The sequence below is a fragment of the Duganella sp. CF402 genome (assembly GCF_900109645.1).
Classification (GTDB): domain Bacteria; phylum Pseudomonadota; class Gammaproteobacteria; order Burkholderiales; family Burkholderiaceae_D; genus Rugamonas.
Window position 1 is genome coordinate 476,787 of record NZ_FOBG01000001.1, and the last position, 16,314, is coordinate 493,100.

Here is a 16,314-nt window from a genome sequence, read left to right on the forward strand (position 1 = left end):
TTAAACCAGTTGTTTGGCGCAGACGCGATTGCGGCCGCTGTTTTTCGCAGCGTACAGCAATTCGTCGGCGGCGGCGATCATATTGACGTGTGCTTCGTGGGTGGAGGTGGCGAAGTCGACGCTGGCGACGCCGAAACTGGCGGTGACGTGGATCTGCCGGCCTTCATGCTCGACCGCCGTCTCGGCCAGCGTCTGGCGCAGCCGTTCGGCCAGCAGCTCGCCGCCGGCCAGGTCGGTTTCCGGCAGGATCAGCAGGAATTCCTCGCCGCCGTAGCGCACCACGCTGTCGATGCTGTCGCGCGTCATCGATTGCAGCAGGGCGGCGAAGCGTTGCAGCACGGCGTCGCCGCCGTAGTGGCCGTAGCTGTCGTTGATTGCCTTGAAGTGATCGAGGTCGCTCATGATGACGGTCAGGCTCAGCCGATAGCGCTGGGCCCGCGAGATTTCCGTTTCCAGCAGCTGTTCGTGCAGGTGGCGCCGGTTGTAGCAGCCGGTCAGCGGATCGCGCACCGACAGATTCTTCAGCACCATTTGCGCGCTGTACTCCTCGCGCCACAGGATCTGGTAGCGCCGCGCCGCCACGTAGCCGAACAGGTTGGTCAGGGCCAGCAGCGCCGCCATCGTCGCCAGTTCCAGCGTGTGCAGGTCGCCCAGCCACCACGCCAGCAGCACGAAGCCGACGGTGGCCGTCGCCGCGATCCCGGCCGCGTACAGCAGCCGGTTCGGGATGTAGATGTACAGCACGATGATGACGATGGACATGGAAATCGCGTGCAGCGAAAACTCGGTCGGCCGCAGCGCCGCGATCAGCAGGAAGCCGGCCGCGCCCGCCACCTCGACGATGCTGGCCGCCACCCGCGTCAAGGGGATCGAGTCCGGCCGCCGCTTGAGCAGCGCCAGGCAGGCAGCCACGATGGCGGCCACCGATAGGCGCGCGGCCATCAGCAGGCAGGTCTTGAGCGAATAGCCCACCCAGATCAGGTCGGTCGCGGCAAAGCACAGGTAGAACAGGGCGCAGAACAAAAACGTCACGCGCAGTTGTCCCTGCGTCATGGCCAGGTGGTGACGCAGGAAGTCGTTCTCGGTCGTGGCGTCGCAGAACTCGCAGCGCAACGGCGCTACTTTGATCGTCCTGGACGGAACGGGATTAGGTGGCATACCGCGATCTCCGCTGGCGGCCGGCTGCTTGCCGGTCTGATAGCGGCCATTATACGACTGCAACAATTGCGGGATGGAAAAAATATGCGGGGATGCTAGAGCGGCGCCACCCGTGGCAGGCGCAACATGAAGCTGGTGCCTTGGCCGGGCGTGCTGGCGGCCTCGATGCGTCCGCCCAGCACGCCGGTCACGATGTTGTGTGTGATATACAAACCGAGGCCGGACCCGCCAGCGCCGAGGCGGGTGGTGAAAAAGGGATCGTAAATGCGCGGCAAGTGTTCGGGCGCGATGCCGGCGCCGGTGTCGCTCAGGGTGAGGGCGATTTCGCCGTTGCCGCTGTCGTGGGCCGACAGGGTGATGCTGCCGCGCCCGTGGTTGCGCTGGCCAAAGCCATGCACCAGACTATTCTCGATCAGGTGGTGCAGCGCCTGCGTCAGCGGGCCGGGGTAGCTGTCCATTTCCAGCCAGTGATCGACATCCTCGATCAGCTCCAGCCCGCGCTGGGCGACCTCGGCCTGCACCGACTGCATCAGCGCGGCCACCACGTCGCCCAGCACGAAACGGCTGCGCTGGCTGCTGCCGCTGTCGACCGCGATGCGCTTGAAACCGGCCACCAGCGCGGCGGCGCGGTTGAGGTTGCGCAGCACCACTTCGTCGGCGGCGCTGGCCTCGTCCAGGTAGGCTTGCAGCACCGAGCGGCGCAGGCCGCTTTCGAGGTCGTGGCGTAGCGCGGCGGTGCGTTCGCTCATGCTGCTGGCCATTGTCAGGCTGTTGCCGATCGGCGTGTTCAGTTCGTGCGCGACGCCGGCCACCAGCGCGCCCAGCGCGGCCAGCTTGTCGCGCCGCACCAGCTCTTCCTGCGTCAGGCTGAGGTTGTCCAGCGCGGTGCTCAGTTCTTCGTTGGCGTGCTCGGCGTCCTCCTTGGCGTGCTGCAGCTCGGCGGTGCGGGCCGCCACCAGTTCTTCCAGATGTTCGCGGTGGCGCTGCAGTTCTTCTTCGCGCCGGGTGCGGCCAATGGCGATGCCGGCCAGATAAGTCGCGGTCTGGATCAGGCGGCGGTCCTCCGCGTCCGGCGCGCGCTCCTCGCGGTAGTACATGGCGAACGAGCCCAGCACCGTGTCCTGGTCGAGCAGGATGGGCATCGACCAGCAGGCGCGCAGGCCGTAATGGACGGCGGCGTTGCGGTAGGGCGCCCACAGCGGATCGTTGAGGATGTCGCTGACGATCACGGTCTCCTTGCGGTACATGGCGGTGCCGCAGGAGCCGGCCGCAGGGCCGATCGGCAGGCCGTTGAGGGCGTTCATGTAATCGGGCGGCATGCTGGGGCCGGCGGCGCTTTGCACCGTCACGCCGTCTTGATTAAGCAGCATCACGGTGCAGTGGCCACCGTCCAGCTGGCCTTCGATCAGGCGCACCAGCCGGTCCAGCGTTTCCGGCAGCGGCGCGCCGCGCGCGATCATTTCCAGCAGCGCGTTCTTGCCGTCGCGCAGTTCGGCCGCCAGCTTGCGCGCCGTCACGTCGACGATGCGCACATGCATCAGCCGGTGTTCCTGCGTGGTCAGCGGCACCATGCGCAACTCGCAGGTGAGGGCGCGGCCCGAGCTGTGGCGCATCTCCAGCTCGAACAGTTGCGCCTCGCCCGACATCGCCTGCTCGAGGTCGGTGGCGAACACCTCGGCGCTGGACTGGCCGCCAGGCTGCGTTGGCGCGCACAGCGACAGCAAGTCGGTCTGCAGCAGTTCGGTCTCGGTCATGCCGAACAGCTGGCGCGTGCGGCGGTTGACATCAAGGATGCGGTTGCTGCCGCGCTGCATCAGCAGGATAGCGTCCGGCGAGCCAGCCAGCATGGTGTGGTAATTGACTTCCAGCGTGGCCATCGTCGGCATATTGGCCAGCACCGGCGCCGGCGAAATGGCGTGCAGATAGAGCAGGATTTTTTCCGCCATATCGTCGATGGGTAAGCTCATCGGCAGGTAGGCGGCGGCGCCGGCCTCGTCGGCGCGGACGCGTTCTTCGTCGCTGGAATGGGTGGACAGCAGGAACACCGGCAGCGGTCGCCCGCACGCTTGCTGCAGGCGCGCGCACAGCTCCAGGCTGGCGCTGCCGGCCAGCGCCACGTCCAGCAGCACCAGTGCGACACTGCCGTGGCGGGCGTAGGCCAGCGCTTCGTCGCCGCGCGTGACGGCGTGGACATCAAAATGGTGGCGGGACAGCATGCGGCGCAAGGCGGCAGCGTCGTAGCCGGCGCTGGCGACTATCAGGATGGTGTGCGGCTGGTCGACAGAGAACGGCGGCATCATGTCCGGCTGGTTCGGCTCCGCAAGGCGGCGTGGAGCCAGTGTATTACAAGAACGTCGTATTCGGTCAGTTTATGCGGCCTTCCGTGTGTAGGCCTGCTGCGCCTCGTGGATCAGCGGGAAATTCTCTTCGATCCAATCGACCAGCACTTCCAGCCTTTGGGCGGCTTCGCGCCCGAGCGGCGTCAGGCTGTATTCGACATGGGGCGGCACCACCTGATGGGCGACGCGCAGCACCAGGCCGTCGTGGGCGAGGGCGTCCAGCGTCTGCGCCAGCATCTTCTCGCTGACGCCCCCAACTGCGCGGCGTAGCTCGCTGAAGCGGTGGGTGCGTTCCAGTAGCATCACCAGCACCAGCACGCCCCAGCGGCTGGTGATGTGGCCGAGCACGGCGCGGGAAGGGCAGTCGGCCGCCATCACTTGGGCGCGCTGGGGATCTTGCTGCATGGCCTGGATGGTTTTGCGCAGGGATTTGCTGGTCATGAAAAACTCCTTGGTACTTACCAAAATGTACGTACTTACATTTCGTAAGTATAGCCTATATGATGGCTCCATCAACTTTTAAACGGAGGATTCCATGATTGTCGTAACCGCAGCAACCGGCCAACTGGGCCGTCTGGTGATTGCCAACCTGCTCAAAACCACCCCTGCAGCGCAAATCGTCGCCGCCGTGCGCGACCCGGCCAAGGCGGCCGACCTGGCCGCGCAAGGCGTGCAAGTGCGCCGCGCCGACTACAACGATCCGGTCTCGCTGGACGCGGCCTTTGCCGGCGCCGGCAAAGTGCTGCTGATCTCGTCGAACGACCTGGGCAACCGCGTGGCACAGCACCGTAACGTCATCGACGCGGCGGCCCGCGCCAAAGTCAGCCTGCTGGCCTACACCAGCGTGCTGCACGCCGACGGTTCGACGCTGGGCCTGGCTGGCGAGCACCGCGAGACCGAAGCGGCGGTGCGCGCCTCGGGCGTGCCGTACACCTTCTTGCGCAATGGCTGGTATGTGGAGAATCACACCGGCAGCCTGGGCGGCGCGGTGGCACATGGCGCGCTGGCCGGCGCAGCGGGCGAGGGCCGTATTTCGGCAGCGGCGCGTGCGGATTATGCGGAAGCGGCGGCGGTGGTGCTGGCCAAGGCTGGCGCGGTGGAGCAAGTGTATGAACTGGCGGGCGACAGCGGCTTTACGCTGGCCGAACTGGCGGCGGAAGTGTCGCGCCAGACTGGCAAAACCATCCCGTTCCACAACCTGCCGCAACAAGAGTATCGCGACCTGCTGGTGAACGTCGGCCTGCCAGCGCCACTGGCCGACCTGATCGCCGACTCGGACGCCCAAGCCGCGAAGGGCGCACTGTTCGACGACAGCCGCACCCTGAGCAAGCTGATCGGCCGCCCGACCATCGCGCTGGCGGATGCGGTGAAAGCGGCGCTGTAATGAAAAAAGCCTCCATCGACGCATAACGCTGATGGAGGCTTTTTTGCGGAATTCTTGGTGCCCACGGAGGGACTCGAACCCCCACACCTTGCGGCACATGGACCTGAACCATGCGCGTCTACCAATTCCGCCACGTGGGCATTTGTAACATCAACAGTCATCAGCGCTTGGTGCCCACGAAGGGACTCGAACCCCTACACCTTGCGGCACATGGACCTGAACCATGCGCGTCTACCAATTCCGCCACGTGGGCGCTGATACTGTCTCGTTACTTTCTGCTGCGTTGTTCTGCAACAGAAGGCACGCATCTTAAAGGTCGATCGGCAAACCGTCAATAGCAAATTGCTGCTTTTGTGAAATTATTTCCGTTGCATCAATTGGAGACTGTCGGGCAGCTTGCGATTGCTGTTCTTGCAGCTGATAGGGCGGGAGGCTGTATATTCTCAATTCTTACCTTCCTCGTTCACTTCGACGAACTTATTGAGTAGTACAGCCGGAAGTCCGTGAGGGCGGTGATAGGCATTAATTTGAATGCCGATCTTTTTGGCTCGTCGCTCTACAACGAGTGTGCATCCATCGTGCGGAGAGCCGCGTAGATATACGCTATCGCCCTCGTGCAACATGATGAGTCGATGACTTGCCGCTAAGTCAATGCCTTCCTTGTTTTCGGCTCCTTTCCGTTGGATATCGACTGCCCCGACGTCTTCACCTATGTGGACACGAATCCCGTCTTCCATGCGCACAGCTTTATCAGCCCAGAAGGGGTGAATGGGTTCAGCCGAACAAGTTCCGAGGCCTGTCAGGATCAAAGCGCTTAGTAATATTCGCATTGTTGAATTTTTTTGTATTGGTTTGCTTATGGGCGAAACTGACCACTGGGCGACTATCTCCTGTCGCAATCTCAGCGAAGCCAGAGTCTTTCGCGGCTCCGATACACGCGCTAGCTCTCAGGAAGTCTACGTCCGAATGCGATCGCATTTTCTTGTCGTAGCAAGTCCGTATACCTCCACGTTTTGCGGTCATTTTTCACTGTCTCATCTCTACAAGCTGGAGGGTGGGTGGGGCGATTGGTCATAAGTGACGTCACTCTATCATCAGAATTGATGGCACTGTCTGCTTTAGCTGTTCGACCAGTTCAGCATCCATGTACCTATAGTCATCAGGAATATCTAGCACGTGAATCGACTTAAAATCCAACACTCGCGTGTACTCTGCTTTTAACCGTGACTTATGCTTCTCTTCCATGACCAGGATTACATCAGCCCACCGAATATCATCTTCTGAAACGTGGTAGCCACCTCACTCAAAAGGCCCTTGAGAAAAGACAATTTCTCCTGCCCGGTATTCCCTCACCCACACGTCGCGTAGTTCCTCACCACGCCCCTGGAGGCCAAAGGCAGCGTCAGGTTGTAATCTTGCCGCCGTATGAAAGATGCCATCAATCATCCCCCCGTATAAGGCGAACATAGCCTGATGATCAGTCAAGAGTTTTTCCACATCCTTCAGCACATCATGATGAATGCCATGCTCATCCAGGTAAGCGGTCAACTCCGTTTTTAATAATTCGAAGTCAAGTTCAACCTCATCCAGATACTGCAGATTTACCCAACTGTAAAAGCTCATTACTTCTCCATGCATACGTTGATTAAAAGATGGGATGGCTGTTGCCTAAAGAGCCCACTTAGGGGGGGGGGCGGCAGTTCCGGCAATGCATCATTTGTCGGGCGCCCGTATCTTTGCCTTCGCATAGAGAAATTTGCTCCCAGCGGATTGGAGTCCTATTTGACGGACGAAGATGCCGTCGGCGTGACGACGCTTTGCATGCCATTGCTAAATCCGGTAGCGAACTCGCTCCAGTTGCCCGAGGCTAGCCAGAAGAAAGCGGCGACTGTTAGCCATGCACGATTGTTTTTCTTGTGGCCGAGGATCAGCAACGCCGCGCCGGCAACGAATAATAATAAAGTGGTGATTGACATTACTTCCCCCCCCCCGGTGAATTCGTGGTGCCCGGAGCTACAATTGTTGCCCTCGGAAAACTATAGGATATCAGCTCGGCAAGATCGAAATCTCTCACATTCCCACTTTGCGGTGGCATGCCTTACCTATTTGTAATCTTGTTCGGTTGGGAGGGTGCTACGATGGGTTGGTATTACCCTGATATTGATTTTTTGGCCGCGCATTGTCGCGGCCTTTTTTTTGAGGTGGGCGGAAAACAAAAAAGCCTCCCGAAGGAGGCTTTTTGCGGAATTCTTGGTGCCCACGGAGGGACTCGAACCCCCACACCTTGCGGCACATGGACCTGAACCATGCGCGTCTACCAATTCCGCCACGTGGGCATTTTCACTACGCTCTGTTGCATTGTTTGCGTCAGAGGCCAGCATTTTACGGGGACGACTTATTTTTCGCAAGTATTTTTCTACTTGCCTCTTGCGAAGACGTTTCGTAAGCCTAATACTGCCATTTCAACAATGCCGGAGACTGGAAATGGAAATGATCAGTAACTGGTTCAATAGTGAGGGCTTCATGCCCCACGGCCACTGTTTCCTGTGGATTCCGTCCATTCTGTGGACGAGTGTGATTTCCGATGCGCTGATCGCGCTGTCTTATCTGTCCATCCCCATCAGCCTGATTTACTTCATCCGCAAGCGGCGCGACATGCCGTTCGACTGGATGTTCATCGCCTTCGGTGTGTTCATCCTGGCCTGCGGCGCGACCCACGTGGCCGATATCTGGGTGGTGTGGCAGCCCGATTATGTATTGTCGGTGACGCTCAAGGCCATCACCGCCGCCGCTTCTGTGGTCACGGCGATCGCCATGCTTCGCCTGATTCCGATCGCGCTGCGCATTCCCAGTCCGGCGCAGCTGGCTGCAGTCAACGCCGAGCTGCAAAAGGCCAACGACGATTTGCGTGCGGCGATGGAGCGTGCCGAAGTGGCCAACCGCGCCAAGAGTGCGTTCCTCGCGTCGATGAGTCATGAGCTGCGCACGCCGCTCAACGCCATTCTCGGCTACACCCAAATCCTCAAGCGCGACAAGACGCTGACGTTACCGCAGCAAACCGGCATCAGCACTATTCAGCAGGGCGGGCAGCACTTGCTGGCGTTGATCAACGATGTGCTCGACCTGTCGCGCGTGGATGCGGGCAAGATGGAATTCCACCCCAAGCCAGTGCGCCTGGGCGAGCTGTTGACGGTGGTGGCGGACATCATGCGCGTGCGTGCCGAGCAAAAGCATCTGCACTTCGAGCTGCAATTGGCGGAGGGTTTGCCGCAAGCTGTCAGCCTGGATGAAACACGCATGCGCCAGGTCCTGCTGAACCTGCTTGGCAATGCGCTCAAGTTTACTGATCGCGGCAGCGTGCGCTTGTGTGTGACCCCGTTGCCGGCCGAGTTAGGGCAGGGGGCAAATGTGGTGCGGCTGCGTTTCGAGGTGATCGATGACGGCATCGGCATCGCGCACGATCAGCAGGAGGCGATCTTCCGTCCGTTCGAGCAAGTCGGCGATGCCTCGCGCCGCGCCGGCGGCACCGGCCTTGGGCTGGCGATCAGCCGTCAGCTGGTGCAGTTGATGGGCGGGCAGTTGCAGGTGGAAAGCGCCTTGGGCAAGGGTAGTCGCTTCTGGTTCGACGTGCCGCTGACGGTGGTGGCCGCGCCCGGCGTCAAGGTCGGCGGTGAGAGTATCGCTTCCGGTTACGTTGGTCCGCGCAAGACGATTCTGGTAGTGGATGACGTGGCGACCAACCGCGCCTTGCTGCGCGATTTGCTGGGCTCGCTGGGCTTCCGCACGCTGGAGGCGGAAAACGGCATGTCGGCGCTGATGCAAACGCAGGCACTGCAGCCGGACATGGTGCTGCTCGATATGGTCATGCCCGGCATGGATGGAATAGAAACCACGCGCCGCCTGCGCGCCGATGCACGCACGGCCGATACGCCGGTGCTGATTATTTCAGCCAGTTCCACGCCGGAAGAGGAGGAGCGTTCGCTGGAGGTGGGTGCCAATGCCTTCCTGGCCAAGCCGGTCAATGAACACGACCTGCTGCGCGAGATAGGTGCGCATTTGAAGCTGGAATGGACGGAGTAGAAAACAAAAAAGCCTCCCGAGGGAGGCTTTTTTTGCGGAATTCTGTGGTGCCCACGGAGGGACTCGAACCCCCACACCTTGCGGCACATGGACCTGAACCATGCGCGTCTACCAATTCCGCCACGTGGGCACTGATGCTTCTTAACAACTCTGCTATTATATCGACCGGGAGAGCTTTGCGCCAGATGAACTTTTACATTCCTTACTGCACATCAACCCTGTCTAGCAGTTCTCGCCGCTTGCGCTGCGAGAGACCAGAATTATAGAGGATTCCCCGGCGAAGTCAAAGGCCTCCTGAAAAATTTTTTACCGATCCCTGGCGCGAAGCGTGAAATGGTCAAGCTTGGCGTTTCCAAGTACACTACGCCTGTCGCCGTATCCCATATATATGCCAACACTGAAAAAATAAGAAAAACTTTTGAACCAATCTACACACACCATTCCCAGCCGGGAGGAAATTCTCGGCATCTTCCGCAGCGCCAAAGGCCCACTGGACCTGCGCGCCCTGTCGAAATCGCTGAAGGTCGGCACCGACGCCCAGGCTATCCTGTCGCGCCGCCTGAACGCCATGCAGCGCGACGGCCAGATCATCATTGACGACAGCGGCCACTATTCGCTGGCCACGCAGACCGGCTTCATCGCCGGCCGCGTCAGCAGCCATCGCGATGGCTTCGGCTTTGTGATCCCGGATGAGCCGGGCGAAGACCTGTTCCTGCCTGAGAAGGAAATGCAGAAAGTATTGCATGGCGACCGAGTGCTGGCGAAGATCGTCGGCGTGGACCGCCGTGGCCGCTCCGAAGGCACGATCGTGGAAGTCACGCAGCGCGCCAACACCCACATCATCGGTCGCTTGCTGAACCAGAACGGCGCCTGGATCGTGGCGCCGGAAGACCAGCGTATTTCGCAAGACGTGCTGGTGGAAGGCTCGGTCGGCAAGGCCAAGTCTGGCCAGATCGTCAGCGTGGAATTGACCGAACAGCCGATGCGCTTCAAGCAACCGGTCGGCAAGATCGTTGAAGTGCTGGGTTCGCTGGACGATCCCGGCATGGAAATCGAAATCGCCGTGCGCAAGTTCGGCGTGCCGCACATCTTCTCGGACGCTGCGCTGCGCCAGGCCAACAAGCTGCCGGACCACGTGAGCGAAAGCGACTGGGGCGACCGCGTCGACCTGCGCGACGTGCCGATGGTCACCATCGACGGCGAAGACGCGCGCGACTTCGACGATGCGGTCTACTGCGAGCCGATCAAGATCGGCCGCAGCAAGGGCTACCGCCTGATCGTCGCGATTGCCGACGTCAGCCACTACGTCAAGCCGAACGACGCGCTCGACGCCGACGCGCTGCAGCGCAGTACCTCGGTCTATTTCCCGCGCCGCGTGATTCCAATGCTGCCGGAGAAGCTGTCCAACGGCCTGTGCTCGCTGAACCCGGCGGTCGACCGTTTGACGCTGGTGTGCGACGCCGTCGTCACCGCCAAGGGCGAGATCACGGCCTACCAGTTCTACCCGGCGGTGATCCACTCGGCAGCGCGCCTGACCTACACCGAAGTGGCCGACATCCTCGGCAACACCAAGGGACCGGAGGCCAAGCGCCGCGCCGGCCTGGTGCCGCACCTGACCAATCTGTACGACGTGTTCCAGGCGCTGCTGAAAGCGCGCGCCGAGCGTGGCGCCATCGATTTCGAAACCACCGAAACCTATATCGTCTGCAACCCGAACGGCAAGATCGAAAAGATCATTCCGCGCACCCGCAACGATGCGCACCGCCTGATCGAGGAATGCATGCTGACCGCTAACGTGTGCGCGGCCGATTTGCTGATCCGTCACAAGCACCCTGGCACCTACCGCATCCACGCCACGCCGACCGCTGAAAAGCTCAAGCAAGTGCGTACCTTCCTCAAGCAAGTAAACCTGGTACTGAACGGCGGCGACAAGCCTGCCGCAGCCGACTATGCCGCGTTGATGAGGCAGATCAAGGAACGTCCGGACGCATCGCTGCTGCAAACCATGCTGCTGCGCTCGATGCAGCAGGCGGTGTACTCGCCCGATAACATCGGCCACTTCGGCCTGGCGTATGAGGCTTATGCCCACTTCACCAGCCCGATCCGCCGCTATCCGGACTTGCTGACGCACCGCGCCATCAAGGCCATCCTGCTGGGCAAGAAGTACGAGCCCAAGATCGCCAGCAACAGCGTGCTGAACACCAACGTCTCGAACGCCACCCGCAAGCAGCAAGCCAAGGACAAGGCCGAAGGCAAAGAGAAGAAAGCCGCCGACATGACCGTGTGGGATGCGCTCGGCGTGCACTGCTCGGCCAACGAGCGCCGCGCCGACGAAGCCTCGCGCGATGTCGAGAACTGGCTCAAGTGCTACTTCATGCAGGACAAGCTGGGCGAGGAATACACCGGCATCATCACCGGCGTGGCCACCTTCGGCATCTTCGTGCAGCTGGACCAGTTGTTCGTCGAGGGCATGGTGCACATCACCGATCTGGGTCAGGATTACTTCCAGTACGACGATGCCCGCCACGAATTGAAGGGCGAACGCTCCGGCAAGACCTTCCAGCTGACCGATCGCGTCAGCGTGCAGGTGGTGCGCGTCGATCTGGAGTCGCGCAAGATCGACCTGCGCCTGGCCGGTGCCGACGCGGTGCCGCCGCGCGAAGGCCGCGCCGACGCGCCGTCGAAAGACCGCAAGACCAACATCAAGCCTGGCCCGGCGATCCCGGCCGCCAAGCCTGGTAAGCCGGCCCGCAGGCCAGCCGCTGCCGCCGCGCCGAAAAAGCCGGCCGCAGCCAAGCCGAAAGCGGCCGCAAGCAAGCCCAAGGCTGCACCCGCAGCCAAACCTCGGGCAGTCAAAAAAGCTGCCCCAAAAAGTAAGAAGAAGCGATAAATGAGCAAGAACAAAATGATTTTCGGTTTCCACGCGGTGACTTCGCGCCTGCGTCACGAAGCCGCCTCGGTGGAAGAAATTTTCGTCGACGCCACGCGCGACGACCGCCGTATGAAGGACCTGATCGCCAACGCGAAAGCGGCTGGCGTGCGCGTGATGCCGGTCGATTCGGCCCGCCTCGACAAGATCGTCGGCACCCGCCGCCACCAGGGCGTGATCGCGTTTGCCTCGCAGCTGGCGCTGGCGCGCAATCTGGATGAACTGCTGGATGCGATCGAAGGCCCGCCGCTGCTGCTGGTGTTGGACGGCATCACCGACCCGCACAATCTGGGCGCCTGCCTGCGCGTGGCCGACGGCGTTGGTGCACACGCGGTGATCGTGCCGAAGGACCGCGCGGTGGGCCTGAACGCCACCGCCGCCAAAGTGGCGTCGGGCGCGGCAGAGACCGTGCCTTACATCACCGTGACCAATCTGGCGCGCACCCTGCGCGAGCTGAAGGATCGCGGCATCTGGCTGATCGGTACTTCCGACGATGGCGACAAAGGTTTGTACGAAGCCGACTTCACCGGTCCGACCGCGCTGGTCATGGGCTCGGAAGGCGAGGGCATGCGCCGCCTGACGCGCGAGACCTGTGACATGCTGGTCAGCATTCCGATGTTCGGCTCGGTAGAGAGTTTGAACGTGTCGGTTGCATCGGGCGTCTGTCTGTACGAAGCGCGCCGCCAGCGTATCGCCAAGGACGTTTAAGCGACACGCACTCACCGGCGGCCACCTTCGAGGGCCGCTGGTTCTCCCCTCCGAAGTTGGCCGCTGTTCAGCAATTCCCAACCGGATACGCTACCATGAAAGCACCGGTTGTCATCCTGGATAAGCCATGTTTCATCGTCTGCGCCAAGACATCAACAGCATCATCGAACGTGATCCCGCCGCCCGCAATGCGTGGGAGGTCCTGACCTGCTATCCCGGCCTGCAAGCCCTCGTCATGCACCGCTGGGCCAGCTGGTGCTGGCTGCACAAAATGAAGTGGCTGGGCCGCTTCATCTCTTATCTTGCCCGCATCATTACCGGAATTGAAATCCACCCTGGCGCCACCATCGGCCATCGGGTGTTCATCGACCACGGCTTTGGCGTGGTGATCGGCGAGACCGCCGAAGTGGGCGACGATTGCACCATCTATCAGGGCGTGACGCTGGGCGGCACCTCGCTGCACACCGGCGCCAAGCGCCACCCGACGCTGGGGCGCGGCGTGATCGTCGGCGCCGGCGCCAAGGTGCTGGGCGGTTTCACCGTAGGTGAATATGCCAAGGTCGGCTCCAACGCCGTGCTGCTGCGGCCGGTGCCGCCGGGCGCGACGGCGGTCGGCAATCCGGCGCATATCGTGCAGAAGGAAGCCAATGCTGTGCCGAATCCGTTTGCCGCCTACGGCGTGACGCCGAACGGCGACGACCCGCTATCGAAGGCACTGCGCGGCCTGATCGAGAACGCGGTCAGGCAGGAAGCGCAGATCGAACGGCTGGTGGCCACCATGAAGGCGGCGGGGCTGGAGTGTCAGAGCGTGCCCGAGTGTGATAAATTGAATTCCGACCAATTGAACAAGCTTGTCGAATAAGGAAGCAGCGTATGGAAGAAGGCGCAGAAGTACTGGACCCGTTTGAAATCCGCGTACTGGCCGTGCTGGCCGAAAAAGAGGCGCTGACGCCGGATAATTATCCGATGTCGCTGAACGCGCTGGTGAACGGCTGCAACCAGCTGTCGAGCCGGGATCCGGTGATGGCGCTGTCGGAGGAGACGGTGGCCGATGTGCTGCAGCGTCTCATGCAGCGCAAGTACGTCAACGGCATCACACAGGCCGGCGCGCGCGTGACCAAGTACGAGCACCGCATGCGCATCAAGTGGTCGCTGGAGCAGGACAAGCTGGCGGTGCTGACCATCCTGATGCTGCGCGGCCTGCAAACGGCCGGCGAAATCCGTACCCGCAGCGGCCGCCTGCACGACTTCAAATCGGTGGGTGATGTGGAGTTGGCGCTGCAATTCCTGATCGATAAATATCCGCCACTGGTGTCGCGCCTGGCACTGGCGCCGGGCACCAAGGAACCGCGCTACGGTCAGCTGCTGGGCGGGGAAGAAGCGCTGGCGCGCGAAGAAACAGCGGCCAGCCTCGGTGGATCGGTGAGCGGCGGCGGGCAGGGCACCCGCATCGGCGCGCTGGAGCAGGAAGTCCAGCAACTGCGGCAGCAAGTGGAAGAGCTCACCGCGCAGTTTGCCGAATTCCGCAAGCAGTTCGAGTAATTACACCTCTTCGCGGCGGCGGCGCATGAACACGGCGACGGCAATCATCGCCACGCCGGCTGCGGCGCCGATCCACACACTGGCGCCGCCCAGCGTCGACCACGAAGCGTCGAAGATGGCGTCCGGCAGGGTGATCCGGTGCTCCTTGTTGGCAACCGCGATGGTCTCCGCGCTGGATCCCAGCCACGAGCCCGGCACCACGCCCAGCAGGATGCGGGCGGTGATGTTCTGGCTGAACCAGGCGGCATCGAAGCCGAAGTGCAGGATTTTCTCCGCCCACAACAGCAGCAGCGAAGTAATCAGCGGCGTGCCTACGGCCCACAGGAACACCTTGGAGCGCGCCATGCTCGACACCATCAGCAGCCAGCCCACAGTCGGCAAGGCCCACAGCACATACACCGGCAGCAAGCCAACCAGACGCAGCGGTGCCAGATAGAATTCCGGCTGCATCAGTATCACGCCAAACAGGTTGGTGCCGTGCGTCAGCAGCGCCATGCAGGTGGCCAGCAGCATCACCAGTCCCAGCACGATGGTGATGCCGATGGTAATCAGCGGCGCCACCACCACCGCCAGCAGCAGTTTTGACATGACGGTCGTGAAGTCCGACACCGGCAGCGACTTCCAGAACAGCAGGCTGCGGTCGCGGCGCTCGTCGTGCAGGGCGCCGAGGCAGTAGAAAAATACCAGCAAGCTGAGCACCATCAGCACTGGCGTGCCGGTGGCGACGTAGGCTTGCGCCAGCGTTTCGGCGATGCGGGTGCGCGCTGCACCTTCGATGGTGATGCTGCCGATGTTTTGGCCACCAATGCTCAAGCCGCTGATTTTGCCGAGGAACAGGCTGGATAGCACCAGCAGGGCAACGGCGCAGGCGATCACCACCGGCGTCCAGAACAGCATGCCCTTGTTTTCCCACATCTCGCGCTTGATCAGCCATTTCATGGTTTTCATGCGTAGCTCCCTTTCATGGTGGCGACGAACAGATCGGCCACGCTCGGCGTGCGCAGTTCGCCAAAATTCGACAGCTGCTGGCGGTGTACGCCATCAAACAGCATCACGGCCTTGCCGAACACGGTGCGCTGGCTCAGCGGCTGCAGCGCGTTGGCGGCGGCCACGAACTGCGGCTCCACCATCACCTCGGTAAAGCGCTCGCCCACTTCATCCATCGAGGCGGCCAGCGAAATCTTGCCGTTCTCGATGAACATCAGGTCGGTGAGGATGTGCTCGACTTCCTCGATCTGGTGGGTGGTGATGAGGATGGTTTTGTTCTCGTCGAAGTAGTCTTCCAGCAGGTTCTGGTAGAACTGCTTGCGGTACAGGATGTCGAGGCCGAGGGTGGGCTCGTCCAGCACCAGCAGCTTGGCGTCGATGGCCATCACCAGCGCCAGGTGCAGCTGCACCACCATGCCCTTGGACATGGCTTTGACCTTCATGTCCGGCGTCAGCTTGGTGTTGGCGATGTACTTCTCGGCCTTGGCGCGGTCGAAGCGCGGGTGCACGCCTTCGACGAAATCGATGGCGTCCTTGACCTTGAGCCAGCGCGGCAGGATGGCGACGTCGGCGATGAAGCAGACCTCGTTCATCAGGGCCTCGCGCTGGGTACGCGGATCCATGCCCAGCACCGACAGCTCGCCGTCGAACTGGGTCAGGCCGAGGATGGCCTTGAGGGTGGTGGTCTTGCCGGAGCCGTTGGGGCCGATCAGGCCGACGATGCGGCCGGCCTCGACCGTGAAGCTGGCGCCGTCGAGCGCGGTCTGCTTGCCGTAGCGCTTGCCGAGATTGGTGGCGGTGATGAGGGCGCTCATGCTGGCGCTCCCGGCGCCGCTTTCAGCAGCGCTTCCAGATCCAGGCCAAGGCGGCGGATGCGTTCCAGCATGGTGGGCCAGTCTTCGCGCAGGAAGCGCTCGCGTTCGGATGCCAGCAGTTTGTCGCGGGCGCCATCAGTCACATACATACCTAAACCCCTCCGTTTTTCGACCAGCGTTTCGTCGACCAGCTCCTGATAGGCGCGCGACACCGTGATCGGGTTGAGTTGATAATCGGCGGCGATTTGCCGTACCGAGGGCAGGGCATCGCCCGGTTGGAGCAGCCCGTCGAGCATCATGCCGACGACCTTGTCCTTCAGTTGCCGATAAATCGGCGCATTGTCATTCCACATACATAGGTACCCCTTACGT

At 61.8% G+C, this 16,314-nt stretch carries 14 protein-coding genes and 4 tRNA genes; 6 read left to right on the top strand and 12 right to left on the bottom strand.

Translation table 11 applies throughout. From position 1 onward, the window contains the following. From BMZ70_RS02200 to BMZ70_RS02210, 3 genes are all read right to left on the bottom strand, one after another. Positions 1-1,158, bottom strand: a complete 1,158-nt coding sequence (locus tag BMZ70_RS02200) for a GGDEF domain-containing protein (RefSeq protein ID WP_165403539.1) — start codon at positions 1,156-1,158, stop codon at positions 1-3. Positions 1,159-1,253: 95 nt separating this feature from the next. Continuing rightward, positions 1,254-3,458, bottom strand: a complete 2,205-nt coding sequence (locus BMZ70_RS02205; protein ID WP_092269319.1) for an ATP-binding protein — start codon at positions 3,456-3,458, stop codon at positions 1,254-1,256. 69 nt (positions 3,459-3,527) lie between these two features. Then, positions 3,528-3,938, bottom strand: coding sequence for a winged helix-turn-helix transcriptional regulator (locus BMZ70_RS02210; protein ID WP_092269322.1), 411 nt, complete (start codon positions 3,936-3,938; stop codon positions 3,528-3,530). A 94-nt stretch (positions 3,939-4,032) separates the two neighbouring features. Here BMZ70_RS02210 and BMZ70_RS02215 point away from each other — a divergent pair, with 94 nt between their 5' ends. After that, positions 4,033-4,881 (top strand): NmrA family NAD(P)-binding protein, encoded by an 849-nt coding sequence (locus tag BMZ70_RS02215; RefSeq protein ID WP_092269325.1) that lies wholly within the window; start codon positions 4,033-4,035, stop codon positions 4,879-4,881. Between the two features lie 55 nt (positions 4,882-4,936). Here BMZ70_RS02215 and BMZ70_RS02220 read toward each other — a convergent pair. From BMZ70_RS02220 to BMZ70_RS02240, 5 genes are all read right to left on the bottom strand, one after another. Beyond that, a tRNA-Leu gene (locus BMZ70_RS02220) sits at positions 4,937-5,021 on the bottom strand. A gap of 28 nt (positions 5,022-5,049) precedes the next feature. Next, positions 5,050-5,134, bottom strand: a tRNA-Leu gene (locus BMZ70_RS02225). A gap of 1,046 nt (positions 5,135-6,180) precedes the next feature. Continuing rightward, a complete protein-coding gene (locus BMZ70_RS02235) occupies positions 6,181-6,504 on the bottom strand; it encodes a hypothetical protein (RefSeq protein WP_092269329.1) in 324 nt (107 codons plus the stop codon). A gap of 155 nt (positions 6,505-6,659) precedes the next feature. Then, a complete protein-coding gene (locus tag BMZ70_RS27855; RefSeq protein ID WP_130300932.1) occupies positions 6,660-6,857 on the bottom strand; it encodes a hypothetical protein in 198 nt (65 codons plus the stop codon). Between the two features lie 275 nt (positions 6,858-7,132). Next, positions 7,133-7,217: transfer RNA gene (locus tag BMZ70_RS02240), tRNA-Leu, on the bottom strand. A 148-nt stretch (positions 7,218-7,365) separates the two neighbouring features. Between BMZ70_RS02240 and BMZ70_RS02245 the strand changes: the two genes are divergently transcribed. After that, complete coding sequence (locus tag BMZ70_RS02245) at positions 7,366-8,961, top strand: ATP-binding protein (RefSeq protein WP_092269332.1); 1,596 nt, start codon at positions 7,366-7,368, stop codon at positions 8,959-8,961. A 45-nt stretch (positions 8,962-9,006) separates the two neighbouring features. Here BMZ70_RS02245 and BMZ70_RS02250 read toward each other — a convergent pair. Next, a tRNA-Leu gene (locus BMZ70_RS02250) sits at positions 9,007-9,091 on the bottom strand. A gap of 288 nt (positions 9,092-9,379) precedes the next feature. On the opposite strand from BMZ70_RS02250, the gene rnr reads away from it, so the two are divergent. From rnr to BMZ70_RS02270, 4 genes are all read left to right on the top strand, one after another. After that, a complete protein-coding gene (rnr, locus tag BMZ70_RS02255; RefSeq protein WP_092269335.1) occupies positions 9,380-11,851 on the top strand; it encodes a ribonuclease R in 2,472 nt (823 codons plus the stop codon). Further along, entirely contained in the window at positions 11,852-12,598 is a 747-nt protein-coding gene (rlmB, locus tag BMZ70_RS02260; protein WP_092269338.1) for a 23S rRNA (guanosine(2251)-2'-O)-methyltransferase RlmB, read from the top strand. 127 nt (positions 12,599-12,725) lie between these two features. Further along, a complete protein-coding gene (gene cysE, locus BMZ70_RS02265) occupies positions 12,726-13,460 on the top strand; it encodes a serine O-acetyltransferase (protein WP_092269341.1) in 735 nt (244 codons plus the stop codon). Positions 13,461-13,471: 11 nt separating this feature from the next. Further along, positions 13,472-14,140, top strand: coding sequence for a YceH family protein (locus BMZ70_RS02270; RefSeq protein WP_092269344.1), 669 nt, complete (start codon positions 13,472-13,474; stop codon positions 14,138-14,140). Here BMZ70_RS02270 and BMZ70_RS02275 read toward each other — a convergent pair whose 3' ends face one another. From BMZ70_RS02275 to BMZ70_RS02285, 3 genes are read right to left on the bottom strand one after another with little or no spacing between them, the layout of a single operon-like run. Further along, on the bottom strand, positions 14,141-15,088 hold the full coding sequence (locus tag BMZ70_RS02275; RefSeq protein ID WP_092269347.1) for a hypothetical protein: 948 nt from the start codon (positions 15,086-15,088) through the stop codon (positions 14,141-14,143). Next, positions 15,085-15,942 carry an ABC transporter ATP-binding protein gene (locus BMZ70_RS02280; protein WP_092269349.1) on the bottom strand — a complete coding sequence of 286 codons (858 nt, stop codon included), beginning with the start codon at positions 15,940-15,942 and terminating at the stop codon, positions 15,085-15,087. The genes BMZ70_RS02275 and BMZ70_RS02280 overlap by 4 nt, the downstream gene beginning before the upstream one ends. Beyond that, positions 15,939-16,295 carry a GntR family transcriptional regulator gene (locus BMZ70_RS02285; RefSeq protein ID WP_092269352.1) on the bottom strand — a complete coding sequence of 119 codons (357 nt, stop codon included), beginning with the start codon at positions 16,293-16,295 and terminating at the stop codon, positions 15,939-15,941. The genes BMZ70_RS02280 and BMZ70_RS02285 overlap by 4 nt, the downstream gene beginning before the upstream one ends. Positions 16,296-16,314: the final 19 nt, after the last annotated feature.